Origin of the sequence: Streptomyces sp. SKN60 (assembly GCF_026236535.1) — a bacterium.
Taxonomy (GTDB): Bacteria; Actinomycetota; Actinomycetes; order Streptomycetales; family Streptomycetaceae; genus Streptomyces.
Genome location: NZ_JAHTMW010000006.1, coordinates 347,563 through 372,215, shown reverse-complemented (window position 1 = coordinate 372,215; position 24,653 = coordinate 347,563). Strand labels below are relative to the sequence as shown.

The 24,653-nt window shown below is 74.9% G+C and carries 23 protein-coding genes; 6 read left to right on the top strand and 17 right to left on the bottom strand.

The window, feature by feature from the left end; genetic code table 11:
* The 3 genes from KV205_RS13265 to KV205_RS13255 all read left to right on the top strand — a co-directional run.
* The coding region (locus KV205_RS13265) for a CAP domain-containing protein (protein WP_265864443.1) at positions 1 to 777 on the top strand (777 nt) is incomplete at its 5' end.
* 100 nt (positions 778 to 877) lie between these two features.
* Entirely contained in the window at positions 878 to 1,534 is a 657-nt protein-coding gene (locus tag KV205_RS13260) for a DUF998 domain-containing protein (RefSeq protein WP_265864441.1), read from the top strand.
* A 38-nt stretch (positions 1,535 to 1,572) separates the two neighbouring features.
* Positions 1,573 to 1,926: an MmcQ/YjbR family DNA-binding protein gene (locus KV205_RS13255; RefSeq protein ID WP_265864440.1), complete on the top strand. Its 354-nt coding sequence runs from the start codon at positions 1,573 to 1,575 to the stop codon at positions 1,924 to 1,926.
* 18 nt (positions 1,927 to 1,944) lie between these two features.
* Here KV205_RS13255 and KV205_RS13250 read toward each other — a convergent pair whose 3' ends face one another.
* Together KV205_RS13250 and KV205_RS13245 are read right to left on the bottom strand one after the other, a co-directional pair.
* Positions 1,945 to 3,045: a magnesium and cobalt transport protein CorA gene (locus tag KV205_RS13250; RefSeq protein ID WP_265864439.1), complete on the bottom strand. Its 1,101-nt coding sequence runs from the start codon at positions 3,043 to 3,045 to the stop codon at positions 1,945 to 1,947.
* A 26-nt stretch (positions 3,046 to 3,071) separates the two neighbouring features.
* Positions 3,072 to 3,917 (bottom strand): aminotransferase class IV, encoded by an 846-nt coding sequence (locus KV205_RS13245; protein ID WP_265864437.1) that lies wholly within the window; start codon positions 3,915 to 3,917, stop codon positions 3,072 to 3,074.
* A gap of 119 nt (positions 3,918 to 4,036) precedes the next feature.
* Between KV205_RS13245 and KV205_RS13240 the strand changes: the two genes are divergently transcribed.
* Positions 4,037 to 5,467 (top strand): amidase, encoded by a 1,431-nt coding sequence (locus KV205_RS13240; RefSeq protein WP_265864435.1) that lies wholly within the window; start codon positions 4,037 to 4,039, stop codon positions 5,465 to 5,467.
* The gene (locus tag KV205_RS13235) at positions 5,464 to 6,240 is read left to right on the top strand and encodes a crotonase/enoyl-CoA hydratase family protein (RefSeq protein WP_265864434.1); all 777 of its coding nucleotides are present in this window, start codon (positions 5,464 to 5,466) and stop codon (positions 6,238 to 6,240) included. Before KV205_RS13240 ends, KV205_RS13235 begins: the two co-directional genes overlap by 4 nt.
* A gap of 17 nt (positions 6,241 to 6,257) precedes the next feature.
* On the opposite strand, the gene KV205_RS13230 is transcribed toward KV205_RS13235, so the two are convergent.
* The 12 genes from KV205_RS13230 to KV205_RS13175 form a co-directional block, all read right to left on the bottom strand.
* Positions 6,258 to 7,427, bottom strand: coding sequence for a hypothetical protein (locus KV205_RS13230; protein ID WP_265864433.1), 1,170 nt, complete (start codon positions 7,425 to 7,427; stop codon positions 6,258 to 6,260).
* A 5-nt stretch (positions 7,428 to 7,432) separates the two neighbouring features.
* Positions 7,433 to 8,002 (bottom strand): phage tail protein, encoded by a 570-nt coding sequence (locus KV205_RS13225; RefSeq protein ID WP_265864432.1) that lies wholly within the window; start codon positions 8,000 to 8,002, stop codon positions 7,433 to 7,435.
* The gene (locus KV205_RS13220; RefSeq protein ID WP_265864431.1) at positions 7,999 to 10,005 is read right to left on the bottom strand and encodes a putative baseplate assembly protein; all 2,007 of its coding nucleotides are present in this window, start codon (positions 10,003 to 10,005) and stop codon (positions 7,999 to 8,001) included. Before KV205_RS13220 ends, KV205_RS13225 begins: the two co-directional genes overlap by 4 nt.
* Positions 10,006 to 10,015: 10 nt before the next feature.
* Positions 10,016 to 10,414: a GPW/gp25 family protein gene (locus KV205_RS13215; protein WP_265864430.1), complete on the bottom strand. Its 399-nt coding sequence runs from the start codon at positions 10,412 to 10,414 to the stop codon at positions 10,016 to 10,018.
* 20 nt (positions 10,415 to 10,434) lie between these two features.
* The gene (locus KV205_RS13210) at positions 10,435 to 12,249 is read right to left on the bottom strand and encodes a VgrG-related protein (RefSeq protein WP_265864428.1); all 1,815 of its coding nucleotides are present in this window, start codon (positions 12,247 to 12,249) and stop codon (positions 10,435 to 10,437) included.
* The gene (locus tag KV205_RS13205; protein ID WP_265864426.1) at positions 12,246 to 13,049 is read right to left on the bottom strand and encodes a LysM peptidoglycan-binding domain-containing protein; all 804 of its coding nucleotides are present in this window, start codon (positions 13,047 to 13,049) and stop codon (positions 12,246 to 12,248) included. Before KV205_RS13205 ends, KV205_RS13210 begins: the two co-directional genes overlap by 4 nt.
* 2 nt (positions 13,050 to 13,051) lie before the next feature.
* Positions 13,052 to 13,489: a phage tail protein gene (locus KV205_RS13200; protein WP_265864425.1), complete on the bottom strand. Its 438-nt coding sequence runs from the start codon at positions 13,487 to 13,489 to the stop codon at positions 13,052 to 13,054.
* Positions 13,490 to 13,528: 39 nt separating this feature from the next.
* Positions 13,529 to 14,029 (bottom strand): hypothetical protein, encoded by a 501-nt coding sequence (locus tag KV205_RS13195; RefSeq protein ID WP_265864423.1) that lies wholly within the window; start codon positions 14,027 to 14,029, stop codon positions 13,529 to 13,531.
* Between the two features lie 2,475 nt (positions 14,030 to 16,504).
* Entirely contained in the window at positions 16,505 to 16,651 is a 147-nt protein-coding gene (locus tag KV205_RS13190) for a hypothetical protein (RefSeq protein ID WP_265864421.1), read from the bottom strand.
* Complete coding sequence (locus KV205_RS13185) at positions 16,648 to 17,076, bottom strand: hypothetical protein (protein WP_265864419.1); 429 nt, start codon at positions 17,074 to 17,076, stop codon at positions 16,648 to 16,650. Before KV205_RS13185 ends, KV205_RS13190 begins: the two co-directional genes overlap by 4 nt.
* 4 nt (positions 17,077 to 17,080) lie before the next feature.
* Complete coding sequence (locus tag KV205_RS13180; protein WP_265864418.1) at positions 17,081 to 17,524, bottom strand: phage tail protein; 444 nt, start codon at positions 17,522 to 17,524, stop codon at positions 17,081 to 17,083.
* 80 nt (positions 17,525 to 17,604) lie between these two features.
* Positions 17,605 to 19,245 carry a phage tail sheath subtilisin-like domain-containing protein gene (locus tag KV205_RS13175; protein WP_265864417.1) on the bottom strand — a complete coding sequence of 547 codons (1,641 nt, stop codon included), beginning with the start codon at positions 19,243 to 19,245 and terminating at the stop codon, positions 17,605 to 17,607.
* Positions 19,246 to 19,495: 250 nt separating this feature from the next.
* On the opposite strand from KV205_RS13175, the gene KV205_RS13170 reads away from it, so the two are divergent.
* Entirely contained in the window at positions 19,496 to 21,082 is a 1,587-nt protein-coding gene (locus KV205_RS13170) for a peptidoglycan-binding domain-containing protein (RefSeq protein ID WP_265864416.1), read from the top strand.
* 73 nt (positions 21,083 to 21,155) lie between these two features.
* Here KV205_RS13170 and KV205_RS13165 read toward each other — a convergent pair whose 3' ends face one another.
* Genes KV205_RS13165 through KV205_RS13155 form a run of 3 tightly spaced genes read right to left on the bottom strand, consistent with a single transcriptional unit; the run spans position 21,156 to position 24,474 of the window.
* Positions 21,156 to 23,162: an ATP-binding protein gene (locus KV205_RS13165; RefSeq protein WP_265864415.1), complete on the bottom strand. Its 2,007-nt coding sequence runs from the start codon at positions 23,160 to 23,162 to the stop codon at positions 21,156 to 21,158.
* Positions 23,159 to 23,797: a DUF4255 domain-containing protein gene (locus tag KV205_RS13160; protein WP_265864414.1), complete on the bottom strand. Its 639-nt coding sequence runs from the start codon at positions 23,795 to 23,797 to the stop codon at positions 23,159 to 23,161. The genes KV205_RS13165 and KV205_RS13160 overlap by 4 nt, the downstream gene beginning before the upstream one ends.
* Positions 23,797 to 24,474, bottom strand: coding sequence for a response regulator transcription factor (locus tag KV205_RS13155; RefSeq protein WP_265864412.1), 678 nt, complete (start codon positions 24,472 to 24,474; stop codon positions 23,797 to 23,799). The genes KV205_RS13160 and KV205_RS13155 overlap by 1 nt, the downstream gene beginning before the upstream one ends.
* Positions 24,475 to 24,653: the final 179 nt, after the last annotated feature.

Here is a 24,653-nt window from a genome sequence, read left to right as displayed (position 1 = left end):
GCCGGCCGCGGCGCCGCGCGCCGCGAGCGCGAACGCAAGCGCGGCCGGCGCCGGGCGGCCGCCGCCGCGGGCCTCGCCGTGGTCGCCGTCACCGGCGGCACCTTCTACCTCACCACCGGCCCCGACGGCGACCCGGATCCGGCCGACGTCACCACGGCCGCCGCGCCCGACACCGCCGCCGGCACCTCGATCAGCCCGGACGGCGCCGACCCCGCCACCACCTCCAGCAGCCCCACCGCGAGCCCCTCCGCCCGGCCCTCCAGCCACCCGCCCAAGCCCTCGCCCAGCCGCACCACCACCAAGCCCGCCCCGCCGCGCACCACCGCGCCCGCGCCCCGCCCGCAGCCCACGCGTCCGACCAGCACCTCGGGCAGCGGCGGCGGCACCAGCGACCCGAACGCCACCGAGGCCCAGCAGGTCATCGACCTCACCAACGCCGAACGCGCCAAGGCGGGATGCGGCCCGGTCACCGCCAACTCCCTGCTCACCCGCGCCGCCCAGGGCCACTCCGACGACATGGCCGCCCGGAACTTCTTCGACCACACCAACCCCGACGGCGCCGACCCCGGCGACCGCGTCACCGCCACCGGCTACCGCTGGTCCACGTACGGCGAGAACATCGCCAAGGGCCAGCGGACCCCCGCCGAGGTCATGGACGCCTGGATGAACAGCCCCGGCCACCGCGCCAACATCCTCAACTGCTCCTTCAAGGAGATCGGCATCGGCATCCACGACGCCGGCGGCCCCTACTGGACGCAGGTCTTCGGCGCGCAGTAGGGATCCCAGGGTCCCGCCGGGGCCTCCGGTCGGCGGATCGTGCCGCGCCGCGCGGCGTGCTCCGCAGGCCCGGCGCGGCAGGGCCGCCTACCGTGATCCGATGCGACGCGTTCCGAGATGGGCCCTGCTGCCGTCGGGCACCGCCCCCGTGGTCCTGGTCGCCGGCTGGACGACCGCGGCGGCGCTCGAAGGCCCTTCCTACGACGCCGTGCGGCAGACCATCAGCGTCCTCGCCGCCTACGGCGCCGCGGGCTTCTGGGTCATGACCAGCGCCCTCTTCGCCGTCGGCGTCTGCCACCTGGGCACCGCCTGGGCGCTGCGCCCCGCCGCCCCCGCCGGGCGGGTCGCGCTGGCCGCCGGCGGCCTGGCCGCCGTGGTCGTGTCCCTGGTCCCCGCGCCCACCAGCGGCGGCTCGCTGCGGCACGGCTCGGTCGCCGCCACCGGCTTCGCGTTCCTCGCCCTGTGGCCGCTGCTCGCCGCCGTACGGGGCGGGGCCCGGGCCCCCTGGGCGCTGCGGCCGCTGCCCGCGCTCCTGGCCACGGCGTCGATGGGCGCCGGCGCGCTCTGGTACCTGGTGGCGACCGACAGCGACGGCCCTGCGGGCGTCGCCGAACGCCTCGTCACCTGCCTGCAGTCGCTGTGGCCGCTGGTCGTGGTCCTCTCCTGCCTGTGGCACCAGCGGCGTGCGGACCCCGGGCCGCCACCGCCCCCACTGGCCCCGCCGCCCCCGCCGCCGCCCCCGCGGGCGGCCGGTTGATCCGGCCGCTGTCAGTGCCCCGTCGTAGGGTCGGCCGCATGAGCACTTCCGACGACGTCCGCGCGCTCGCGCTCGCCCTCCCGGAGACCACCGAGAAGGAGGCCTGGTCGATGCCCACCTTCCGGGTCGCCGGGAAGATGTTCCTGACCCTGCCCGAGCAGGAGACCTCGATGGCCGTGCGCTGCCCCAAGGAGGAGCGCGACGAGCTGGCCCTGGCGGAGCCGGAGAAGTTCTGGGTGGCGGACCACGAGGCGGCCTTCGCCTGGGTACGGGTGCGGCTCGCCGCCGTCGACGACGCGGACGAGCTCCGTGCGATCGTCGTCGACTCGTGGCGGCAGGCGGCCCCGCCCCGGCTCCTCAAGGAGCACCCGGAGCTCGCCGCCCCGGCCTGAGCCGGGACCGCCGGGGACTCAGAGCCAGCCGTTGCGCTTGAAGCCCCGGTGCAGCAGGAAACAGGCCGTCGCCATCACCGAGAGGACGAGGGGGTAGCCGTAGGTCCAGCCCAGTTCGGGCATGTGCTCGAAGTTCATGCCGTAGATCCCGCACACCATGGTCGGCACCGCGACGATCGCCGCCCACGCGGTGATCTTGCGCATGTCCTCGTTCTGCGCGACCGTCACCTGGGCCAGATGCGCCTGCAGGATCGAGTCGATCAGCCCGTCGAAGGCGTTGATCTGCTCGGTGGCGCGCGCGAGATGGTCGGCGACGTCCCGGAAGTACGGGCGTATCGCGGGGTCCAGGACCGCGGGCGGCCGGGCGATCAGCGCTTCGAGCGGGCGGGCCAGCGGCACCGTGGCCCGCTTCAGTTCGAGCAGTTCCCGCTTGAGCTGGTAGATCCGCCCCGGGTCCGGCGGGGTGCCGGTCCGCGGCGCGAACACCTCCGTCTCCACCAGCTCGATGTCGTCCTGGACGGCGTCCACCACCCCGAGGTACTCGTCCACGACATGGTCGGCCAGCGCGTGGAGCACCGCCGAAGGCCCCTGGGCCAGCTGCTCGGGCCGTGCCTCCAGGGCCTCGCGCAGCGGGCCGAGCGAACCGTGCCGGCCGTGCCGGACGGTCACGACGAAATCCGGTCCGGTGAAGACCATGAGCTCGCCGGTGTCGACGACCTCGCTGGTGGCCGTGAGCCGCTCGTGCTCGACGTACGTCACCGTCTTGAACACCGCGAACAGCACGTCCCCGTACTGCTCCAGCTTCGGCCGCTGGTGCGCGTGCACGGCGTCCTCCACCGCCAGCGGATGCAGTCCGAACAGCTCGGCGACCCCCTCGAACTCCGCCTCGCTCGGCTCGTGCAGCCCCAGCCACACGAAACCGCCGCGCCCGGTGTGCTTGCGCAGGTGCCGTACGGTCTCGGCGACTCCGCCCGCGTCCGCGAGCCGCTCGCCGTCCCGGTACCCCACACAGTTGACCACGGTGCTGCCGAGCGGCGAACGGGCCGGGTGACTGAGGTCCACCCGGCGCATCCGGCGCGCGAGCCGGGCCATCCTGCGCAGGCCGCCGACCATCGACATACGGTCTCCTTCGCTGAGGTGGCCGCTCAGTCTGCCAGGCGATCCAACGGGAGCGCCGCGTAGGCCGCCCGGAGCTCCGCGAGCACCGGATCGTCGGCGGGGAAGCGGTGCCCGTCCACGGCGTGGACGGTGCGCACGCCGATCGCCGCGTTGGTGGCGAACGCGGCCCGCAGGGCGGGCAGCTCGCCCATGCGGACGGGCCGGACGAGCGCGCCCGGGTGGGCCTCCCGTAGCAGTCGCATGGTCACCCCGGGCAGCACGTCCGCCGCCGGCCACACCACCCGGCCCGCCGCGTCCACGAACCCCACGTTCCAGGTGCAGCCCTCGGTGACCAGCGCGTCCCCGCCGTGCCCGGTCCCGGTCCCGGGCCCCGGCCCCGGCTCGGTGAACAGCACGTCGTCGAACCCGGCCCGCCGCGCCTCGCGCCGCAGCGCCAGCGGCCCGAAGAGCCCCACGTGCTTCACGGCGGGCACATCGCGCCGGTACGGCCTGGCCGTCACCCGCAGCGGCGGCGGAAACAGGCCACCGGCCGGCCGTACGGTCACCAGCACCCGCGGGTCCGCGGCCGGCTCCGCCGGGCGCACGATGTCGAGCGCCGGATCGAAGACGGTCACCCGCACGTTCAGGGCCCCGGACCGGCCGTCCGCCGCCTCCCGTACGCACGCCGCCCGTACGTGGCCGCGGACCCGCTCCGGATCGAGCGCCGCCCCGAACACGGCGGCGCAGTCCCGCACCAGCCGCTCCAGGTGCAGCCCGAGGCCGCGCACGCCGCCGCCCTCCTCGACCCGCAGGGTGGTGAAATGCCCGTAGTTGGTCAGGGCGAGCGCCGCCAGCTGGGCGGTGGACGCGGGGACTCCGTCGACAGTTGCCATGCGCCCAGTCTGGCGAAGGGCGAGAAACAATCCCATGATCCGCTCGCGTGTTACCTACGGGTACGGAATGATGGGGCGACCAGGCACAGGCATGCGGACGGGCGGGGGCTGAGGCAGCGGTGACGACTTCCGAGGAACGGACCAGGGTGCACGCCTTCCGGGACGACGCCCTGGGAGAGCGCGACGCGGTGGGACTCGCCGCCGCCATCCGCAGCGGCGAGGTCGGTGCCGCCGAGGCCGCCCGGGACGCGGCGGCGCGGGTCCGCGAGGTCGAGGCCCGGCTGCACGCCGTACAGGTGTACGCCGAGGACGCCGAGACCACCGCGTCCGGCTCCGGCGACGGCGCCTTCGCCGGCGTGCCCAGCTTCGTCAAGGACAACACCGACCGGCGCGGACTGCCCACCGGCCACGGCAGCGCGGCCTTCACCCCGCGCCCGGCCCGCCACGACGCGCCCTTCGCCCGCCAGTTCCTCAGCACCGGCGTCACGGTCCTCGGCAAGACCCGGCTGCCCGAGTTCGGCTTCAGCCCGACCACGGAGTACGACGACGCCGAACCCGTCCGCAACCCGTGGCACACCGACCACTCGGCGGGCGGTTCGTCCGGCGGCAGCGCCGCCCTCGTCGCCGCCGGCGCCGTGCCGATCGCCCATGCCAACGACGGCGGCGGCTCCATCCGCATCCCGTCCGCCTGCTGCGGACTCGTCGGCCTCAAGCCCACCCGCGGCCGGGTCGTCGCCAACGCGCAGAGCGGCCGACTGCCCCTCGACCTCGTCACGGACGGCGTCGTCAGCCGTTCCGTCCGCGACAGCGCCGCGTTCCTGGCCGCCGCCGAACGCCACTGGCGCAACCCCGCGCTGCCGCCCGTCGGCCTCGTCGAGGGCCCCTCCGGACGCCGGCTGCGGATCGGCCTGCTCCTCGACTCGCCCAACGGCGTGCGCCCGGACGCCGCCACCCGCGCCGCCGTCACCGAGACCGCGACCGCCCTCGAACGGCTCGGCCACACCGTGGAACCGGTCATGCCCGCCATCGACCCCCGCTTCACCGAGGACTTCCTCACCTACTGGGGCCTGCTGTCCTTCCTCATCGGCACCACCGGCCGCACCCTCGGCGCCGGCTTCGACCGCCACCGCATGGACCCGCTCAGCCGCGGCCTGCGCGAGACCTACGTCGAGAACTGGCACCGCACCCCCGGCGTGCTGCGCCGGCTGCGCCGTACGAAGCTGGCGTACGCGGCGGCCTTCCGCGGCCACGACCTGCTGATGTCGCCGGTGCTCGCCCACACCACACCGCCGATCGGCCACCTCAGCCCCTCGGTGCCGTACCGGACCCTGGTCAAGCGGATCCTCGCCTACGTCGCGTACACCCCGATCGACAACGTGGTCGGCACCCCCTCCCTGTCCCTTCCGTCCGCCGCGACGACCGACGCCGGACTGCCGATCGGCGTGATGTTCTCGGCCCGCCCGGGTGCCGAACGCACCCTGCTCGACGTCGCGTTCACCCTGGAGGCCGAGCGGCCCTTCCGTCGCATCCAGGACGGTGCCGGCCGATGAGCATCCCCGCCGTACGCGTCGAGCGGGACGGGCCGGTGACGACCGTCGTGCTCTCGCGGCCGCAGGCGCGCAACGCCGTCGACGGCCCGACGGCGGCGCTCCTTGCCGATGCCTTCCGGGAGTTCGAGGCCGACGACGACGCCTCGGTGGCCGTCCTGTGGGGCGAGGGCGGGACCTTCTGCGCGGGCGCCGACCTCAAGGCGGTCGGGACGGCGCGCGGGAACCGGGTGGATGCCGGCGGGGACGGGCCGATGGGGCCGACCCGGCTGCGGCTGAGCAAGCCGGTGATCGCCGCGGTCGCCGGACACGCCGTCGCCGGCGGCCTCGAACTCGCCCTCTGGTGCGATCTGCGGGTCGTGGAGGAGGACGCCGTGTTCGGCGTGTTCTGCCGCCGCTGGGGCGTGCCGCTGATCGACGGCGGCACGGTGCGGCTGCCCCGGCTGATCGGGGAGAGCCGGGCCATGGACCTGATCCTCACCGGGCGGCCGGTGCCCGCCGCCGAGGCGCACGCCATCGGGCTCGCCAACCGCCTGGTGCCGCCGGGCGAGTCCCGCGCCGCCGCCGAGGAACTCGCCCGGCGGATCGCCGCGTTCCCGCAACTGTGCCTGCGGCACGACCGGATGTCCGTCCTCGAACAGCACGGGCTGCCCGAGGGCGAGGCCATGGCCGGTGAACTCGCGCACGGCATGGTGCCGTTGACCGCCGGGGAGACCTCGGCGGGCGCCGCCCGCTTCGCCTCGGGGGCGGGCCGCCACGGCACCTTCGCCGACTGACTCCCTGTGTCCGACGGTCAGTTGACCGAGCGGCCGAAGAACTCCAGCTCCGCGACGGCGACCTGCTTGCGCGGGTCCGCCCGCCAGGCCGTGCCCAGGACCAGCCGCACCGACAGGGCATCGCGGACCCGCAGGTCGAGGCGCTGTGTGCCGCCGTCGTTCAGGCGGTGGTGCGTGACGCGCGTGGTGCCCGAGGAGTCCGTGACCGCGAGGTCGAAGGTGCGCGGGGCGGCCTGCCCGTCGGCCTGCGTGGTGTTCTTCGAACTGCCGGGCGTGATCAGGACGTTCAGCAGATCGGTGGGCTCGCCGAAGCGCGCCTCCAGGAACTGCCCGGCCGAGTCGCCCCCGTACCCCGTGCCCCACCAGGTGTCGGAGTAGCCGTCGCCCGCGAGCTTCGCGTCCCGCTTCGGCGCCGTGTGCGAGGCCGTCCAGGCGACCGGATGCACCGGGACGCGGGTGGCGAAGTGGTCCTGCACGGCCCGCGCGGCCGGCGGACCGCCGACGATGCCGCCCACCACCACGGCCACCACGCCCGCGCCGATCAGCGCCCGCACGATCCAGCGGCTCCGGTCGCGCACCAGACCCGGGCGCCGTCCCGCGTACGGGCCGTCGGCCGTGTCCAGGGTCTCCGGCACCATCGGCGTCGCGCACGACCGGCAGAAGTGCCGGCCCCGCTCGTTGACGCTCGCGCACGCCGGGCACGGCACACCGTCCCGTACCGGCGCGGGCGCCGCGGCGGCCCGGACCGCCGGCGCCGCCGCCCCGGGCCGGGCGGGCAGCACGGGCGCGGCGACCGGCGGCGCCTCGTCCCCGGCGTGCTCCGGCACCGGTACGAGCAGCGAGCGGGCGACGGTGTTCCCGGCGCCCGACGCGGGAACCACCGGGTCGGCCGCGGGCGTGGCCGGCAGCGGCGCCGTGTCGTCCTCCGCGCCGGCGGGCGGCCCGGGCTCCGAACGCACCGGATCCGAACGCACCGGCTCCGGATCCGGTTCCGGATCAGCCGCTTCCGCCGGATCCGCCGCCTCCGGGGCGGGGCCCGTCGAGCCCGACGCGGGCGTGTCCCAGCGCAGGAACGCCCCGCAGCCGTCGCAGAAGGACTGGTCGTGCTTGCGGACGGGGTTCCCGCACTCCGGACACGCCCGGGCGGGGGAGGGGGACGGAGGGGCGGACGAGGTCGCGTCGCTCATGGGGTTCAGGCTCCTTCGGAGGTACGGGACGTGGTCACGGCGACCGTGAACGGCAGGTGGGCCGGGCGGGCCGCGGCCACCACCGCGCGCAGCCGGTGCGGGTCCACCGCGGCCGGGTCGGCGACCCGGAGGACGACGTGCACCCCGGCCGCGGGGCTGCCGGGGAACGGGCCGAGCGGCCGGGCCGACCAGCTCGCGCCGCCGCTCTCGGTGATCTCGGGATCGACGCCGAACGCGAGGCGCACCGCAGCCGCGAGCCCCTGCCGGGTGCCGCGGACCCGGTGCAGCGCCACCGCCGAGGCCACCGCCTGTCGGCGCAGCGCCAGCGGCTCGGTGCCGGTCAGCTCGGTGCCCACCCAGCCCGCCAGGTAGTCGACGAAGTCGGCGGGCGCCAGCCACGGCGAGAAGTACGCCTCCAGGGAGTCGAGCACATGGAACAGCGGCGCCAGGACCACGTCGAGACCGGCGACGAAACGCTGCCCGAAGTCGTCCTCCGCGTACACGGCGGGCAGCGCCGCCCCCAGCGGGTGCGGCGTCGCGAGCCCCGGCACCGTGCCCCGCGCGGATCCGCTCACCGGGCCTCGACCACCCGGACGCGGTGGTCGAACGGGAAGAGCAGCGCCGAAGGCGCCAGCTCGATCCGGTCGGTCGCGTCGCCGCGCCGCCCGGTCAGCGGGTCCGCCGGGTGCAGCAGTACCTCGTCCACCAGCTCCACGCCCGGCACCCGCTGCAGCGCGGCGAACACCTCGCCCGCCCGCAGCGGCCGCCCGAACGGCCAGCCCTCGCCGTGCGCGCCGCCGGTCAGCGGATCCAGGTACGCGTAGAGGGTGTCGAGCGCGTCGGCCCGCACCCGCTCCGCCTCCGCCGCCCGGAAGGCGTGCAGCGTCGCCACCACGGTCACGCCCTGGTAGTACGGGGGACCCACGGCCAGCCGGGTGCCCAGCGGGCGCCGCTCGTCGAGGAACCCGGTCACCCGGGCGAGCAGTTCGTCGCCCGGCACCAGCTGCTCGAAGCGCAGCCGCCCGCCCCGGTCCGGCACCGCCTGCGGCACCACCAGGACCCGCACCGCGTTCTCCCCGACGCCCGACTCGGCCCCGGACGCGGCCGTGTCCGCCGCCAGGCAGGCGATCCGCGCGGTCTCCGGCGCCGCGCGCCGCGCCAGCTCCTCGTAGTCGCGGGCGGTCACCGCCCGCTCCTGGGCGCGCAGCGTGATGGGCGCCCGGGCCTTCGCCTCCTCGACGGTCTCCCCGTCGACGCCGCCGCGCGCCGCCTCGCGGTTCTCCACCCGCGCGATGTACGGGATGGAGCTGCGCAGCACGGTGATCGTGCCCCGGGCCACATTGCCCGCCCGGCCGCCCCCGGTGCCGTACCGTACCGCCCGGATCGCCGCGCCCTTCGGTGGAACGGCGCCGAACTGCCGTACCGTACCGTCGGGTTGGCGCACCGCCGGGCCGAAGGCCAGCTCGCCGGTGGCCGCGTCCAGGGTGAAGTGCCGGTCGCCGGGGCGCGAGGCGGCGAAGTCGGCGACCGCCGTCCACTCCTGCCAGCCCGACTCCGGGGCGTCCTCGTCCGCGCCCCCGCCGGCCCGCTCGGCGACCTGGAGCAGCAGCGGCGGCCGGTCCACGACCGGCGCGTGTGCGAGCCGCAGCCGCTGCCCCGGCACGCCCTCCGACGCGCCGAGCCCCTCGTCCCGCACGGTCTCGGCGTGCGCGGCGCGCACCGTGCCGCCGATGGTGAACGCCCGGGCCGAGCGCACCGTCGGCGACTCGGAGTACGCGGGCAGCCCGGCCGCCGCCTCCACCACCCGGCAGCGCACCCAGCCCGCGTCATGCCCGCCGAGCCGCGACACCGCGTGCCCGGACGGCATGTGGAGCACCACCTCGCCCGGCCGGTTCAGACCGCCGGTGGAGTCCTCGTCGACCTCGACCTCCGTCCAGCCGGCGCCGGTCGTCCACGCCTCCCACACCAGCGGCGGACGGCGCGGATCCACGCCGACGCCGTCCACCCGGCTGTCCAGGTCGAGCACGAGCACACAGTCCGGCACCGCCGCCGAGAGACCGAACAGCAGCGCGTCGCCCACCTGTGGAAGCGCCGTGAACGCGGGCACGTCCTCCCCGCCGAGCACGTCCTGCGAGCGGTCCTCGGGCGTCCCGCCCGCCTCGTGCCGCAGCATCCGGTCGAGGGCGCAGGGCACGACGGTCAGATCGGCGGTGGTCGCGAAGACGACCGCCTCCTCCGTCTCCGTACGCCCCGTCGCCACCTCCGTGCCGGTCGGAAGGAGCACCGGCTCGGGCTGCGGCGCCGACAGCCGGAACGTGATGTCGGCCCGCGCCGCGGCGGGCGGGAAGAGCGTCACGCCGAGCAGGTCGAGGAAGGCCAGATGGTTCTTCTCCGGCACCCGGTTGAGCCGGTAGACCAACTGGTCCGCCATGTGCGCGACGGCCTCGATGAGGGTGACGCCCGGGTCGGAGACATTGTGGTCCGTCCACTCGGGACACGCCTGCTGGACATAGCGCTTGGCGTCGTCGACGAACTGCTGGAACCGCCGGTCGTCGAGATGGGGTGAGGGCAGGGCCATGGCGGATCTTTCAGTCCTCGGAGGGGATGACGTAGAAGGGGAAGACGAGATTGCGCGGGTTGTTGGCGCCGCGCACCCGGTAGCGCACGTCGATGTGCAGGGTCGTCGGTTCGCCCGGCGCGGGCGCGACCGAGACCTCCTCGACCTCGATCCGCGGCTCCCAGCGGTCGAGCGAGGACATCACCTCGTACCGGATCCGGCCCATCGTCGCGTCGTTGACCGGCGCGAACACCAACTCGTGGACCGCGCAGCCGAATTCGGGCCGCATCGGCCTCTCGCCCGGCGCCGTCGCCAGGACGAGCCGCATCGACTCCTCGATCTCGCGGTCGCGCCGCACCAGGGCGATCGCCCCGCTCGGCCCGGTGCGCAGCGGGAACGCCCAGCCGGCGCCGACGAAGTGCTCACTCATCAGGGATCTCCTCGGACTCCTCAGAACGGCAGGTTGGCCGCGACCGGGTTCGGCATCGGCACGGTCGAGGTGATCAGGGCGGGCGCGTTCAGGACCGCCTGGGTCAGCGCCGTCACCTTGAACTTCGCCCCGGCCTTGATGTCCACGCCGAGCTTCGCGTCCATGTTGATCCGGCCGCGCGCCGACAGCGTCAGGTCCCCGCCCGAGTCGACCGTGACCCCCCGGGCGCCGGTGATGGTGACCGTGCCGTCGCTGTCGATGGTCAGGGTCGTACGGGCCTCGTTCAGCTCGATGCTGAGCTTGCCCTGCCCGGTGCGCAGCCGCACACCGTGCGAGGCCCGGGTCCGCCCGGCGTTCTCGCGCAGCTCGACCGTGTGCCCGGAGCGCGAGGTCAGCGCCCGCCACTGCACCCGGCCGCTCGTCGGATCCACCGCGGCCGCCTGGTCGGTGGCCGGAGTGTGCCGGTCCACCCCGTTGTAGAGCCCCGCCAGGACGTACGGATGCTCCAGCGACCCGCGGTCGAAGGCGCACAGCACCTCGTCGTCCACCTCCGGGAGCATCAGCCCGCCGCCGCCCCGGCCGCCGAGCTGCGCCACCCGGCACCAGCCGCTCTCGTACGTGTCCGAGAGCCACGGGAAGCGCAGCCGCACCCGGCCCAGGTTCAGCGGGTCCTTGGTGTTGGTGACCAGGGCCACCGCCACCCCCGGCATCGGCGGCGCCGGCTCGCCGCCGCCCGAGGCCGTCCCGTACAGCGAACGGAACTGCCGCCCCGAGACCGTCAGCCAGGTCGCGAACTGCCGCCCCGACGTGAAGACATGACGCACGCCGGTCGCCGTGTAGCGCCCCTCGAACGGGAACCCGGCGCCCTTCACCGCCACCGGCTGCCCCGGCTTCAGCGCCGGATTGCCCGTGACCGCCACCTCCACCTCCGCGAACGAGCCCGTCACGTCGTCCGCGAGCGCCGAGGCCGCCTGCTTCACCTCCGACTGCGTGGTGAACGGCGTGCCCGTGGCGGTGAGTTCGGCCGGGCCGAACGGCGTCGACAGCTGCGCCGGAGTGATGTCCGAGACGATCTCCCGGCTCGCGAGCGCGGGTGTGGGGGAGGACAGCGCCTGCTTCGTTCGCGGATCCCAGCCCCGCACGTCGACCTGGCGGACCTGCCCCGCGGCCGTCACCGACACCCTGCTGTGCAGCGTGTTCGCCCCGAAGTCCAGGACGTACGGGCTCTGCGCCGCCGGCGTCGTGTCGGCGGGCGCGCCCGACGCCGGCGCCAGGGCGGCGAAGACGAGCCGGCCCGCCGGGTCGAGCGACAGCCGGACGTCGTTCTCGCGGGCGAGGCGCGACAGGAAGTCCCAGTCGGTGAGGTTGGGTTGGGTCGCCAGCTCGTACACCGAGGGCGTCGCGTCGATCCGGCCGACCGGAACGCCGTTCAGCGCCGCCAGCTTGCGCGCGATGTCCGAGGCGGTCATGTTCGGATAGCCCGCGACCCGCCGGTTGCGCAGCAGCCGGTGCCCCGGATCGTATCCGCGCAGGATCAGATAGCGCCCGTGCCCCGGCGCCGCGTCCACCTCGACCGCCGTCACCTCGCCCGTCAGCATCGGCTCGCCCCGCTTGCCGTCGGCGAACGGCGAGAGCACCGCCATCGCACCGACCTTCAGGAACCGGTACTTCTCGGTGAGCGTGCCGTCCTTGTCCGCGAACGTCAGCTGGAACGCCGACGGCACGTTCACGCTGGAGTCCACCCAGCCCTCGGTCAGCCGCGCCGCCAGCGGCTCCGGCAGCGGAGTGCCGTCGAGCTGGACGTGGAGGACGGTGGTGAAAGTCTTCTCGCTCATGCGGTGCCCTCGGTTTCCGGCGTGTCATGGGGCGTGTAGTGGGGCGTGTAGGGGTGGGGCCTGTGGTCGGGCGAATAGTCGGGTGTGTCATGGGTGGACGGCAGCAGCAGTTCCGTGCCCGGGCGCAGCCGCATCGGGTCGTCGATCCCGTTCGCCTCGGCGATCAGCCGCCAGCGCGTAGCGTCCCCGTACTCCCGCCAGGCCAGGGACGCCAGCGAGTCCCCGGCCACCGCCCGGTGCACCCGCCGCGCCGACAACGCGCCCGAGGTCGGGTTCTGACGCTTCGTCGCCGACGAGATCTCCGTCAGCGACAGCGCGCACGTCGCCCGCAGCGGCACCCCGCTCGGGCTGAACAAGGTGTACGTCGCCGACACCGAGGTCACGTAGGCGACCAGCCGCACCGTCGAGAACGACCCCCACGAGAACGACACCCAGGGAGGTGACGGGGCCTTCGCGTCGATGCTCTGCTGCGTCACCTCGCAGCAGGAGAGCAGAAGCTCGACCTGCTGCTGCACCGCCGTCGACGACGGCGTCCCCGACGCGTCGAGGAACACCTCGACCTCCATCGACGCCGGCTCGGCCCCGGTGAACTTCGGCGGCGCGCCCCGGTCGTACGCCACGTTCGGCTCCGTGAACCAGTGTGCCGACCTGCTCAGCCTCAACTGGTCCGGATTGAACTGGAACTTGACCTCGCCCAGCATCCCGCCGAGCCCGCCGTCCAGATCCGTCGGCGGCTGATGGATCGCCAACGACGCCCGCGAGAGCCCGCGCGCCGCCTTCCCGCCCGAGACCGCCGCCATCGCTACAGACCCCCCGCGTCCGTGAACCCGTGATGCGCGATCTCCAGCGACTCCGTCGCCACCCCCGGACTCGCCGGATCCAGCGACGGCCCCGTCCACCGCACCGGCAGCACCTCCACAAGCCCCCACTGCGCCACGACCGACCCGTCGGCGCGCAGCGCCGCGATCTGCGCGGTCGGCCGGGTGATGCCGGTGGCGAGCGACGAGATCCACGCGGCCACGCGGGCGGTGTCCGAGGTCAGCGGCCGTGTCAGCCGGATCGTCGAGAACGTCACCCGTGTCGGCAACTGCCACACGAACCCGTTGTTCCCGCCCTCGTGCCGCTGCTCCACCTCGACCTCCGAGGACAGCCCGTCACAGCCGTTGAACAGACCGAGGTCCTGGCCGTCGATCGTCAGCTTGAAGAAGACGGTGGAAGCGGGGTCCTGGAGCAGGGGCATGGCGGCGGTCTCTCGGTAGGGGGTGGCTTGGTCGGAGGGTCAGTGCTGGTGGTCGCGGAGCCGGCCCACCCGCTCACGGTCCGCCCGCAGCTCGGCGCGGAGCAGCCGGGACAGCGGGGCGACGAGGCGACGGGCCAACTCGTCGAGGTGGGCGGGGGATTCGGCGGGGGCGGGGTTGGGCGCGGGAGCCGGTGGTGTGCTGGTCCGCCGGACGGGGGCGGGCGGAGCGGTTCCCGCGATGGGTACGGAGGTACGGGCGAGGGGCGCGGGCGCGGCCTGGCGCTGCACGGTCGGCACCGCCATCGGTGCGGCTTCCGGCGCGCTCGGCGCGAGCGGCCGCGCCGTGGCCAGTGGCCGTACGGAGCTCCGCTGCACGGCGGGCGCGGTGGCGGGCGCAGGCGCGGCTCGGCGCTGTACGGTCGGCACCGGTGCCGGTACCGCCATCGGTGCGGCCTCCGGCACGCTCGGCGCGAGCGGCCGTGCCGTGGCCAGTGGCCGTACGGAGCTCCGCTGCACGGCGGGCGCGGTGGCCCGCGGCACGTCCGTGACGGTGACGACGGGGAGCGGTGCGGCCGGCACGGGCGCCGGCGGCGCCGGTACCGGGGCCTTCTGGACGGGCGCCGGGGCGGGCGTGACCGGTGCCCCGATGGGGGACCGTCGCGCCGCCTGCGCCTGGGTGTTCCAGTCCGCCCCGGGCGCCCGCCGCGACCTCCGCACAGCGGGCCCCCGACGCGCCGCACCACTGTCGTGAACCCCGGGCCCGGCGGGGGAGTCCGGGCCCGGGGAGTTCTGGATGGTTTCGACAGGGGTGGTCCTGGGCGCCGGCTCTGCCCCGACCGGGTCAAGTCGGCGGGCGGGGGGTACGGCCCGCGCGGAGAGGAGCGGCGAGCGCGGGGTGCTCAGGGGCCGGACGACCGTCTGTGCCGCCCTGTTGGCCGCGCGCCGCTGGACGGGAGCCGTCGGCGCCGGTCCGGGTCCGCTGCCCTGCGGGCCTACGGCCTCACGCTGCGCTGCGGGCCGCGCGTCGGCGGTTGTTCGCGGACTCTCGGCGGCTCGCTGGAGCGGTGCCTTCGGCCTTGCGGCTGCGGTGGGCGTCCGAGGAGTGGCATTGTCGGGACGGGGGTCCCCTGCGGGTCCGGCCCCCTCGGCCCGTGCGGGCCTGCCTGGGGCTGTTCGCTCGTCTTCGACGGCTCGCTGGGCGGGGGCTTGCGGGCCTGGGCCTGTGGCGGGCGTCCGAGGCGCGGCCTTCGGCTGGGCCGGGGCGGCGCGCTGGACGGTGGGTGCCAGCCGCGATGCGCCGCCCTGCGGGCCCTGAGCCCCACGGTGTGCCGTGGTCTCCGGCTGCCGTGTCGGAGACGGGACACCAGGTACGGGCGTGGCCTTGGCCGTGGCAGCTCGCGCGCCCTCCACCTCACGCTGGATCGGGGCCTGCGGCCCTGGGCCTGCGGTGGGCGTCGGAGACGCGGCCTGCGGCTGGGCCGGGGTGGCGCGCTGGACGGTGGGTGCCGGTGTCGGGACGCTGCCCTGTCGGCCCTCGGTACCTCGGCGTGGCATGGCGGCGGCGGTCGGGTGACCGGTTGCGGGTTCGGCCTCGGCCCGGACCGGGCGTGCCACGCCGGGCCGCGTGCCCTCGGCCGCTCGCTGGAGCGGTGCCTGCGGCCCTGTGCCTGTGGCGGGTGTCCGGGGTGTGGGGTTGTTGGGGCCGTGGTCCTGCGCGGCTCCGGCCTGCGGTCGAGTGGGAGTGGCGCGCTGGACGGTGGGTGCCGACGCAGGCTGACCTCCGTGGGATCCCTCGTCCCCACGGCGTGCCGTGGCGTCCGGCAGCTGTGCCGGAGACGGAGCACCTGACACGGGCTTGGCCTTGGCCTCGGTCGGTCGCTGGACCGGCGTCTGTGGTCCCGCGTCTGCGGTGGGCGTCCGGTGCGTCGCGAGGTCGGGTCGGTGGACCTGAGCGGCGCCGGCCTCCGGTCGGGCCGGGGTGGCGCGCTGGACGGCGGGCGCCGGTGCCGGCCGACCGCTCTGCGGGCCCTCGTTCCCCTGGCGCGGCATGGCTGCCGCACTCGGGTGACCGGTTGCGGGTTCGGGCTCGGTCCCGACCGGCCGTGCCGTGTCGGCCCGTGCGCCCTCGGTCGCTCGTTGGACTGTGCCTGTGGCGGGCGTCCGGGGTGCGGTGTTGTCGGGTCGGTGGTTTTGCGCGGGGGTGGCGCGCTGGACGGCGGTTGCCGATGCCGGGACGCTGCCCTGCGGGGCTTCCGCCCCAGGGCCTGCCAGCGGCGCGTCAGCGCTGTTCGGCCCACCAGTCGCAGGTACGGCTTCGGCCCGGGCGGGCCGTGCCGCGCCGGCCCGTGCGGCCTCGGTCGCTCGCTGGATTGTGCCTGTGGCGGGCGTCCGCGGTGCGGCGCTGTCGGGGCGGTGGTTCTGCGCGGGTGCGGCCTGCGGCAGGGCCGGGGTGGCGGGCTGGGCGGGGGGTGCCGGTGCCGGGACGCCGCCCAGCGGGCCCTCGGCGACACGCGGTGCCGAGGACGGCGCGCCCCGCACGAGCTCAGCCGCAGCTGTCCGTGTGCCCTCCACTTCGCGCTGGACCGGCGCCTGCGGCGCCTCCGCCCCGTCCCGTACCGCCCGCTGCACCGACGTGCCCTCCGTACCCGCCACCGGCAGCCGGAACCCCGGCAGTTCGGAGGTGGTCGGCGGCACCGGGCGTACCGCGTCCAGGAGGAGGCCGGCGGGGGCGGCGGGGAGGGAGGCGTGGGTCAGGTGGGTGTGGAAGGAGGGGTTCCAGTGGGTGGCGAGGGATGAGGCGAAGGCGGGTTCCGCGACGGGGGTCGGGGGTGTGAGGACGCGCTGGACGGGGGGCAGGGCCTGCCACGCCGTGCCGGACGCCGTCTCCGGCACCGCAGTCGCCGGTACCGTCACCGGCTCCTCCCGCGAAGCCCGGTTCCGGCGCCCGCGCCATCGGTCGAACACGTTCATCCTCATCCTCTCCAACCCCCCTTCTCCGTAACGCCGTTGTTCCGGTCAGCCCTGCTCCACCAGCGCCCGCGCCCGCGCCACGTACCCGCGCCGGTCCGCGTGCTCCAGGTCGAGGACGGCGTCCATGCCCCAGTGGAAGTGGAAGGCGAGGTACGCGGTCTCCTCCTCGATGAGATCGGCCGCGTACGTCACGATTCCCCCAGGCGGCTCCCGGCCAGCTCGACCTCGAAGGACTCCTCGCAGTGCGGGCAGGCCACGGCGGCCCGGGTGTGGCCCTCCGCGTTGATCTGCCGGTAGAAGTCCTGGAGGAACGCCAGGTCGGAGGCGAACATGTTCTCCACCGTCCCGTCGTGCACCGACGGGAGCGAGCCGAGCCGGGTGATCACCCGGCCGAGCAGGACCACCGACAGGTACGCGGGGTTCTCGCGGACCCGCACGTCCCGCAGCGGCACCAGCTCGTCCCGGGCCGTGGCCAGCCGCATGGCGCCCCGGCGGTGCACCGTGCCCGACTCGTCGACGTAGCCGCGCGGCAGCTCGAACTCGAACTCGGTGCGCAGCGGCTCCTGTCGGGGTTCCGGCCCCGACGGGGCACCCGGCCCCGTTCCTTCGCGTCGCACCGGATCAGCCGAGGGTCAGTTCTTCGAAGGTGATGGTCACCTGCTCGGTGAGCGCCGCGGCGTCACCGGCCTTGGTGCCGCTCAACTCCACCTTCGTGCACCAGGCGTTGCGCAGGTTGTAGCGCTTCACCTCGTTGAGCTCGTAGTCCATGAAGATGATCGACGCGTCCTTGCGGGCCTGGCCCATGTTGCCCGCGATGGAGGCCGCGATCCACTCGGTGAAGGCCTGCGACTGCGTGGCGCCGCGCGTCACCGTGCACTCGCCGGCCTTCTTCACGCCGGGGAGCTTCTTGATGATCGGCTTGCCGTCGGCCGAGACCTGCTGGTACTCGATGACGTCCTGCTCCATGGAGAGGCTGCTGATCTCCTGCAGGGTCTCGACCATGACGCCGTCGATCTGCAGGCCGAAATTGTGTGTGGTGAGCGCGTCACCGGTGTCCAGAGCCATGCGGGGTCACTCCTGTTCGTGCGGGATCTCGTACGGGATGGGGAAGGGGAAGCAGAAGGTTCGGGCGGAACGGCGGGGGGCTACTCCTCCAGCTCCCCGCCACCGCCCTGGAACTGCGCGAGCCGGAACACCACGAACTCGGCCGGCTTCACCGGCGCGATGCCGATCTCGCAGACCACGCGGCCCAGGTCCACGGACTCCGGCGGGTTCGTCTCGGCGTCGCATTTCACGTAGAACGCGTCTTCCGCGCGCTGCCCGAACAGCGCGCCCTGACGCCACTCGTTGACCAGGAACGCCGAGATGTTGCGGCGGATCCGCGCCCACAGCGACTGGTCGTTGGGCTCGAAGACCACCCACTGGGTGCCGACGAGGATGGATTCTTCGAGGTAGTTGAAGTAGCGGCGGACGTTCAGATAGCGCCAGGCCGGGTCGGACGCCATGGTCCGCGCGCCCCACACCCGGATGCCGCGGCCCGGGAAGGCGCGGATGCAGTTCACGCCGACCGGGTTGAGCAGGTCCTGCTCGCCGCGGGTGATCTGGAGCTCCAGGTCGACCGCGCCGCGCACGATCTCGTTGGCCGGGGCCTTGTGGACGCCGCGTTCGGCGTCGTTGCGGGCCCACACGCCGGCCATGTGGCCGGACGGCGGCACCGTACGCGTCTGGCCGGTGGCCGGGTCGAAGGACTTGATCCACGGGTAGTAGAGGGCCGCGTAGCGGGAGTCGTAACCGGCCGTCTCCTGGCGCCACTTGCGCACGTCCCGCGCGTTGAGGCCCGGCGGCGGGTCGAGGATCGCCATCCGGTCGCCCATCAGCTCGCAGTGGGAGATCAGGCCGAGCTGCACGGCCTTGACCTGCTCCGCGTCGATCAGTCCCCGCTCGTACGCGGCCATCAGGTCCGGCACGGCGACCATGCTGATCTCGTCGAAGGCCTCCAGGCCGCCGAAACCGGTCCGGTCGGCCGAATCGCCGATGAAGCGGGCGGAGTCGAGGGCGGCCACCGCCCCGGTCGCCGCGCCGGCAGCTCGGTCCCCGGCCCGGGCAGGGAGCGCGGCCGGCGCCACCGGCGGGGCGAGCGTCACCGACTGGGCGTCCGGGCGGGCGAGTTGTCCGCCGGCCGCCGCCTCCTCGACCACGATCGTCTTGGAACGCTGCTTGACCTGCGTGACGACATAGGTCCGCGAGCCCTTCTTCGCGGACGCGTCGAAGCTCTCGACGACCTTCTCGCCGTCCTTCACGAGCAGCTTGAAGCGCTCGCCGTCCCCGCCCTCGACGTCCTGCACCTCGACGGTCAGGGCCCCACCGGCCTCCGAACCGGCCGCGATCGCCGCCACCTTGAAGGTGCCGAGCGCGACCGCCTCACCGGCCACCAGCTCACGCGGCGCCCCGGCCCCAGCTCCGGCACCCGCCGCCGCGACGGCCGTCCCCGCCCCGTCGGCCTGCTCGTCACCCTGGGCGTCCCCGCCGCCGACCCGTACGACGTACGCCGCCGTGCCCCCGTTGTCGAAGAAGCCGTACACGGAGTGCGCCAGGTAGTGGCCCTCCGTGAACTCGCCGAACGACGCCACATACTGCGTCCAGTTGGTGACGAGCACCGGCTCGTTCAGCGGGCCGGTCGGCGCGAGGCCCACGAACGCGGCGACGGAGGTGCCCACGCCCTCGATGGGGCGGGAGCCGCTGGCGATTTCCTCGACGTAGACACCGGGGGACAGATAGGTGGGCATGGGCGATCGCTCCTAGGGGAAGAACGTGCGGGTGCGGGCCGGCGGCCGGCCGGCCCCGTGGCCGTCGTCGGCGTCCGTGACGCGTACGCCATCGACTCTTCCCGCCGCGCGCGCCCGTGACCAGGGAGGCAAGGGCCGTCACGAGGGCAGGGCCCACCGCTTCGGCCGGCGCGTCAGGGCATCCGAGCGTGCCCCCGACCGGGGACTTTCGGGCAACCGCCGGGGCCCTCCGGGCACTTAGCCTGCGCCCATGACCATGTGGACCTCTCTGGACCCGGCCGACGTGACCGTCGAGCCAGGGACCCGGACCTCCGCTCGGCTGCGTGTGCGCAACACCGGGGACACCGTCGAGGAATACCGGCTCTCCCTCGTCGGCAAACCCTCGGGGTGGTCCCGGGTGGAGCCGGACGTCCTCCGCCTCTACCCGGGCAGTGAGGGGACCGCCGAGATCTCGTTCGCCCCGCCGCGCTCGCCGGACGTGCCGGCCGGACCCCTCCCGTACGGCATCCGCGTCGAGCCCCGCGAGAACGCCGCCGCCCGCGACGTCGTGGAGGGCCGGCTGACCGTCACGCCCTTCACCGAGGTGCGCGCCGAGCTGCTGCCGCCCGCGCTCACCGGCCGCTTCCGCGGGCGGGCCCGCGTCGCCGTCGACAACCTGGGCAACACCCCGCTGACCGCCTCGCTGCTCGTACGCGACGAGGCGAACCGGCTCACCTTCGACATGCGGCCCAACGCCGTGCAGATCGCGCCCGGCCGGGCCGCGTTCGGCGACCTCGTGGTGCGCCCGCAGGCCGTACGGTGGACCGGCGGCGAGGAGTCGCACCGCTTCACCGTGGCGGTGCGCCGCTCCGGCGACGACACCTCGCTCGACATCGACGCGACCTTCGATCAGCGGCCCGTCCTCGGCGCCTGGCTGATGGTCGCGGCCGGCCTCCTCGTCACCGGCGTCATCGCCTTCGTCGCGCTCTGGATGAGCTTCTCCCCGAAGATCACCAGTGCGGCGAAGGAGACCCGGGCGACCGGCGCCCCCGCGCCGCTGCCGCAGGGCGACGGCGACAAGCTCCCCGACGCCCCGCCCCCGCCGAGCACGGCCGGCACGCCGCCGCCCGACGCGAACCAGACCGGCGGTGGCGGGGACCTGCCGCCCGGTGACGGCGGCTCCGGGTCCGGCGACGGCGGAGGAGGCGACGGCGGCGGTTCGGCCTCCGGGGGCGGCGGCGGTGGCGGCACCGGAGGCGGTGGGCAGGCGCCCCCGCCGCCGAGCGCCCCGCGCGAGGTCCCGCCGTGGGGCCCGGGGTACCCGAAGGACGTCGTCGTCGAGTTCGCCCAGCAGCGCCTGGCCGCCCTCAACAACGACTGCACCCTCAAGGGAAGTTGGAGTCCGGGTGTCATCGACGGACCGACCCGTGCCTCCCTCGTCTGCTACCAGCGCAAGGTCGTCTCCGTCGGGCAGCGGGACGGCACCAACACGGCCGCGATCTTCAAGACCGACACCGAGGGCATGCTCGGCCGCGCCACCCTCACCTCCCTCTGGGCCCAGGGCATCACCCCCGACGAGGTGAAGGCGGGCAGCCGCACCTGGGAGAACACCGCGCTGATCGCCGCCTTCTGGTGGGCGATCAACCGTGACTTCACCGACCCCGGTGACATGGACCGGGCCCGCAACCAGGCCCGGCTCGGCATCGCCCACTTCCGCTCCGGCCAGGACACGACGACGACCTACACCAGCCAGGTCGCCGACCACATCCGCACCTATCAGCAGGCCGTCGGCCTCCCGGCCACCGGCACGGCCGACTGGAAGACGCTGAACGCGATGGTCGGCGGCAGCGTGAAGTAGCGGCGGCGGAAAGCAGATCGGGGGGCGGTCCGTACGCGGACCGCCCCCCGACTCGTATCGCTTCGAGGCTACGTTACGGGGACCAGGGCGCCGCCGTGTCCGCGACGAGCCGCCCCGCCTTCCGGTACTCGCGACGCGCCCCGGCCCGCAGGTCCTCGCCCGTCACCACCGCGCCGGAACCCCGGGCCGCCGCGAGATAGCCGGCGGTCACCGCGGCCGAGCGGATCGCGCCGCCCGCGAGCTCGAACTCCTTGGCACAGCCCAGGATCTCCTCCGCCAGGCCCTCCGCGCGCGGCACGCCCGCGAGGCAGGAGTGCCAGAGCGCGACCCGCTGCTCGGCGTCCGGGAACGGGAAGTCGACCACGAGGTCGAGCCGGCGGGTGAAGGCCTCGTCGATGTTGGCGCGGAGGTTGGTGGTGAGCACCGCGATCCCGTCGAAGGCCTCCAGGCGCTGCAGCAGATAGGCGCTCTCCAGGTTCGCGTACCGGTCGTGCGAACTGCGCACCTCCGACCGCTTGCCGAAGACGGCGTCCGCCTCGTCGAAGAGCAGCACGCAGTCCGTGCGGTCGACCTCGGCGAAGATCCGCTCCAGGTTCTTCTCGGTCTCGCCCACGTACTTGTCGACCACCGACGACAGGTCCACCACATAGAGATCCAGGCCGAGTTCGCCCGCGACGACCTCCGCGCCCAGCGTCTTTCCGGTGCCCGACTCGCCGGCGAACAGCGCGACGACACCGCGCCCGCGCCCGCCGCCGGTGCGCAGCCGCCACTCGCCGAGCACCCGGTCCCGGTGCCGGGCCCGCCCGGTCAGCTCGCGCAGCAGGTCCAGCGGCTCCTCCGGCAGCACGATGTCCGCGAACCCCACCGCGGGCCGCACCCGACGGGCCCGGCTGTCGAGCAGCGGCGCCGACACGAGCCGCGCGCCCCGCTGGACGTGGGCCCGGGTGAGCGCGCCGCCCTCGAACGCCGCCAGGGCGCGGGCCGCGCTCGCCGCGCGCCGGATCTGCTCCCCGCCGAGGCGGTACGGCGCGACCGCCTCGGCCAGGTCGAAGTCGCCCCGGCCGGAGCCGGGTTCGCCGCCCAGCGCGTGGCGCCACAGCTCGACGGAGGAGGCCTCGGCTGCCCCCGGCGCCTCCAGGGCCACCAGCGCCGCCGCCGGCACCCACGTCGGATCCGGCGCCTCGGCCCCGGCCAGGACCACCGTCGCCCCGCCCGCCGCCAGCGCCCGCACCAGCGGGCCGGGCTCCGGCGGCAGCGGCTCGACGACCACCGCGGCGCCCCGCAGCCGGGCCTCCCGGAGCAGCACCCGGGCCGCCTCCGTGTCCACGCCCTCCGGCCGGTACCGCAGCACCGGCCGCCCGGCCGCCCGCAGCGCGGTCACCACGGCGTCCGTCGCAACCCCGGGCACCCGCTCCCGCAGATGCACGGTCACGGGACCGGCCGCCGCGATCCGCGCGGCGACCTCTCCGACGGCCGGCCCGGCGTCCGCACCGGCGGGCGGCAGCAACTCCACCCCCGCGCCCGCCAGTCGGGCGTCCAGCCGGCTGTCGTCGCCGAGCAGATGGGCGACCACCCGCTCCGGCACCCGCAACGCCCGCCCGGGCAGCGGCCGGCCCTCGTCCTCGTCGTCGACCTGAAGCAGCCCGCCCGCGCGCAGCGGCGCGGCCGGGTGGAAGCGGTCCCGAGCGCCCGCGTCGGTCGGACCGGTCCCGGCCAGGTCGAGCGCCAGCCCCACCGTGGCGCGACGCCGCCCGACATCGTCGTTGAGGTACCCGTACAGCGCCTCGAACCCCCGGTCCACCTCGGGCGCAACCGCTGCGAGAAGCACCTGCACATCGAGCCCTGACAGCCCGAACGCGCGCCCGAGCGCGGCCAGCCGCCCCGTACCGCCCTCATGGCCGGCGGGCACCGGCCCGGCCGTGCCCGGTGTCGCCGTCGCGATCCGCAGCGCCGTCTCCCCGGTCACGTACAGGCCGCGCAGCGGATCACCCGCCGTCGGGTCGTCGGCGCTGCGGGTGGCCACCAGGGCGGCGACCCGGGTGCGCAGAGCGGCGATCAGGTGCAGCAGGTCGTCGCTCATGCCCGGCCCCCGCGTGCCGCGATGCCGCCGCCCGGGCGGCGCAGCATCCGTGGGGACGAGTCGTTCGGGACGCCGTCGAGGCCGCGGACCACGACCTCGGCGCCCTCGGTGACGGGCGGGGCCGCGCCGTACACCGGGGTGACCGGGAAGGGGGTGGTGATCACGACGTCGAGGGAGGGTTTCAGCTCGCCGCCGAGCGCGGACCAGATCTCGGCGAGGGAGCGCGAATCGCCGGGCGGCACCGCGACCGTGAGCGGCAGGGTCGGGGTGATGGCCCGGACCGACTCCGGGACGGCGTCGCCGGACAGGACCTCGTGCGGGAGCAGGAGCGCCAACGCGCCGGAGAGCAGCCGGTGTTCGTCCTCCGGGCGGGCGGTCCAGGCCGTCACCAGGTACGAGAGACGGAACCAGCGCGGCGGCTGGCGGCGGCGGGTGACGACGCCCTGGGCGTCGCGCTCGGCGACGGGGCCGCGTTCGCGGCGGGCGACGTCCTCGCGGATGTCGTAGAGGTACGCGTTGAGGGTGGGCGCGTTGCGCCGGGCCGCCCAGTCGCGGGTCGGCGCCTCGAAGGCGATGTCGCCGGTGACGGCCGGCGCGAGCAGCAGACGCAGCGACGCGTCGATTTCATGGATCATCAGATGTAGCCCTCGCGGAGCGCGTACGCGACGGCATGCGCCCTGTTGGTGAGTTGGAGCCGGGTCATCAGCGCGTGCAGGATGTTCTTGACGGTGCGTTCCGAGTAGGCGAGCTTCTCGCTGATCTGCCGGGTCTCGAAGCCCTCCGCGAGCAGCCGCAGCACGTCGACCTCGCGCGGTGCCATGCCGAAGAGCGGCACGGTGCCGCCCGGGCCGGTGCCGGCGGCCGTGGCCCGCTGCAGCCGCCCGACCTGGTCGAGGAGCCGGCTCACCAGGTCCGGCGGCAGTTCCCCCTCGCCGCGGGCCGCGCTGTGGACGGCGCTCAACAGGCGCTCCTCGGTGGCCTGATGGCGCCAGATGATGGCCCGCACCCCGTATTCGACGACCGTGAGCAGATCCGGCTCGCGCAACTCCCGGGCGACCAGCACGACCCGCTGGTCACTGCCGGCGCGCAGCAGCCGGCGCAGCTCGGCGGTGGTCGGTTCGTCGATCCGGTCGGCGAGCATGACGGCGACCGCCGGCGCGTCCGCCGTCCCCCGCGGCGCCCCGCCGCCGCCGTGGCCTTCGCGGCCGGCCATCACGTCGATCGTCGGCTGGTGCCGCAGATGACTGATCAGCCCGGCCCTGCTGAGCGGATCGGATGCGTGGACGGTGACCGTCACGCGTGTGGTGAGCATTTCCCCTACCTGCTCTCTCGCTCGGCTCGACCCGTCCGTGCGCGGGCCGTCGGGGCACGGGGTCGAGCCGCTGGTCGAGCGGCCGTACGTACCGTGTCCCCGCGGCCGGTGGCATGTGACGTGAGCCCCCCGTGGTGCGTGGTCTGCCGGTCCGTGGCGACGCGTCGGCCACGGTGACC

Excerpts from the sequence above, each read along its gene's own strand:
- KV205_RS13260 (WP_265864441.1), top strand. The coding sequence starts at position 878 with ATGCGACGCGTTCCGAGATGGGCCCTGCTGCCGTCGGGCACCGCCCCC.
- KV205_RS13255 (WP_265864440.1), top strand. The coding sequence starts at position 1,573 with ATGAGCACTTCCGACGACGTCCGCGCGCTCGCGCTCGCCCTCCCGGAG.
- KV205_RS13250 (WP_265864439.1), bottom strand. The coding sequence starts at position 3,045 with ATGTCGATGGTCGGCGGCCTGCGCAGGATGGCCCGGCTCGCGCGCCGG.
- KV205_RS13245 (WP_265864437.1), bottom strand. The coding sequence starts at position 3,917 with ATGGCAACTGTCGACGGAGTCCCCGCGTCCACCGCCCAGCTGGCGGCG.
- KV205_RS13235 (WP_265864434.1), top strand. The coding sequence starts at position 5,464 with ATGAGCATCCCCGCCGTACGCGTCGAGCGGGACGGGCCGGTGACGACC.
- KV205_RS13230 (WP_265864433.1), bottom strand. The coding sequence starts at position 7,427 with ATGAGCGACGCGACCTCGTCCGCCCCTCCGTCCCCCTCCCCCGCCCGG.
- KV205_RS13220 (WP_265864431.1), bottom strand. The coding sequence starts at position 10,005 with ATGGCCCTGCCCTCACCCCATCTCGACGACCGGCGGTTCCAGCAGTTC.
- KV205_RS13215 (WP_265864430.1), bottom strand. The coding sequence starts at position 10,414 with ATGAGTGAGCACTTCGTCGGCGCCGGCTGGGCGTTCCCGCTGCGCACC.
- KV205_RS13210 (WP_265864428.1), bottom strand. The coding sequence starts at position 12,249 with ATGAGCGAGAAGACTTTCACCACCGTCCTCCACGTCCAGCTCGACGGC.
- KV205_RS13205 (WP_265864426.1), bottom strand. The coding sequence starts at position 13,049 with ATGGCGGCGGTCTCGGGCGGGAAGGCGGCGCGCGGGCTCTCGCGGGCG.
- KV205_RS13200 (WP_265864425.1), bottom strand. The coding sequence starts at position 13,489 with ATGCCCCTGCTCCAGGACCCCGCTTCCACCGTCTTCTTCAAGCTGACG.
- KV205_RS13180 (WP_265864418.1), bottom strand. The coding sequence starts at position 17,524 with ATGGCTCTGGACACCGGTGACGCGCTCACCACACACAATTTCGGCCTG.
- KV205_RS13175 (WP_265864417.1), bottom strand. The coding sequence starts at position 19,245 with ATGCCCACCTATCTGTCCCCCGGTGTCTACGTCGAGGAAATCGCCAGC.
- KV205_RS13170 (WP_265864416.1), top strand. The coding sequence starts at position 19,496 with ATGACCATGTGGACCTCTCTGGACCCGGCCGACGTGACCGTCGAGCCA.
- KV205_RS13165 (WP_265864415.1), bottom strand. The coding sequence starts at position 23,162 with ATGAGCGACGACCTGCTGCACCTGATCGCCGCTCTGCGCACCCGGGTC.
- KV205_RS13160 (WP_265864414.1), bottom strand. The coding sequence starts at position 23,797 with ATGATCCATGAAATCGACGCGTCGCTGCGTCTGCTGCTCGCGCCGGCC.
- KV205_RS13155 (WP_265864412.1), bottom strand. The coding sequence starts at position 24,474 with ATGCTCACCACACGCGTGACGGTCACCGTCCACGCATCCGATCCGCTC.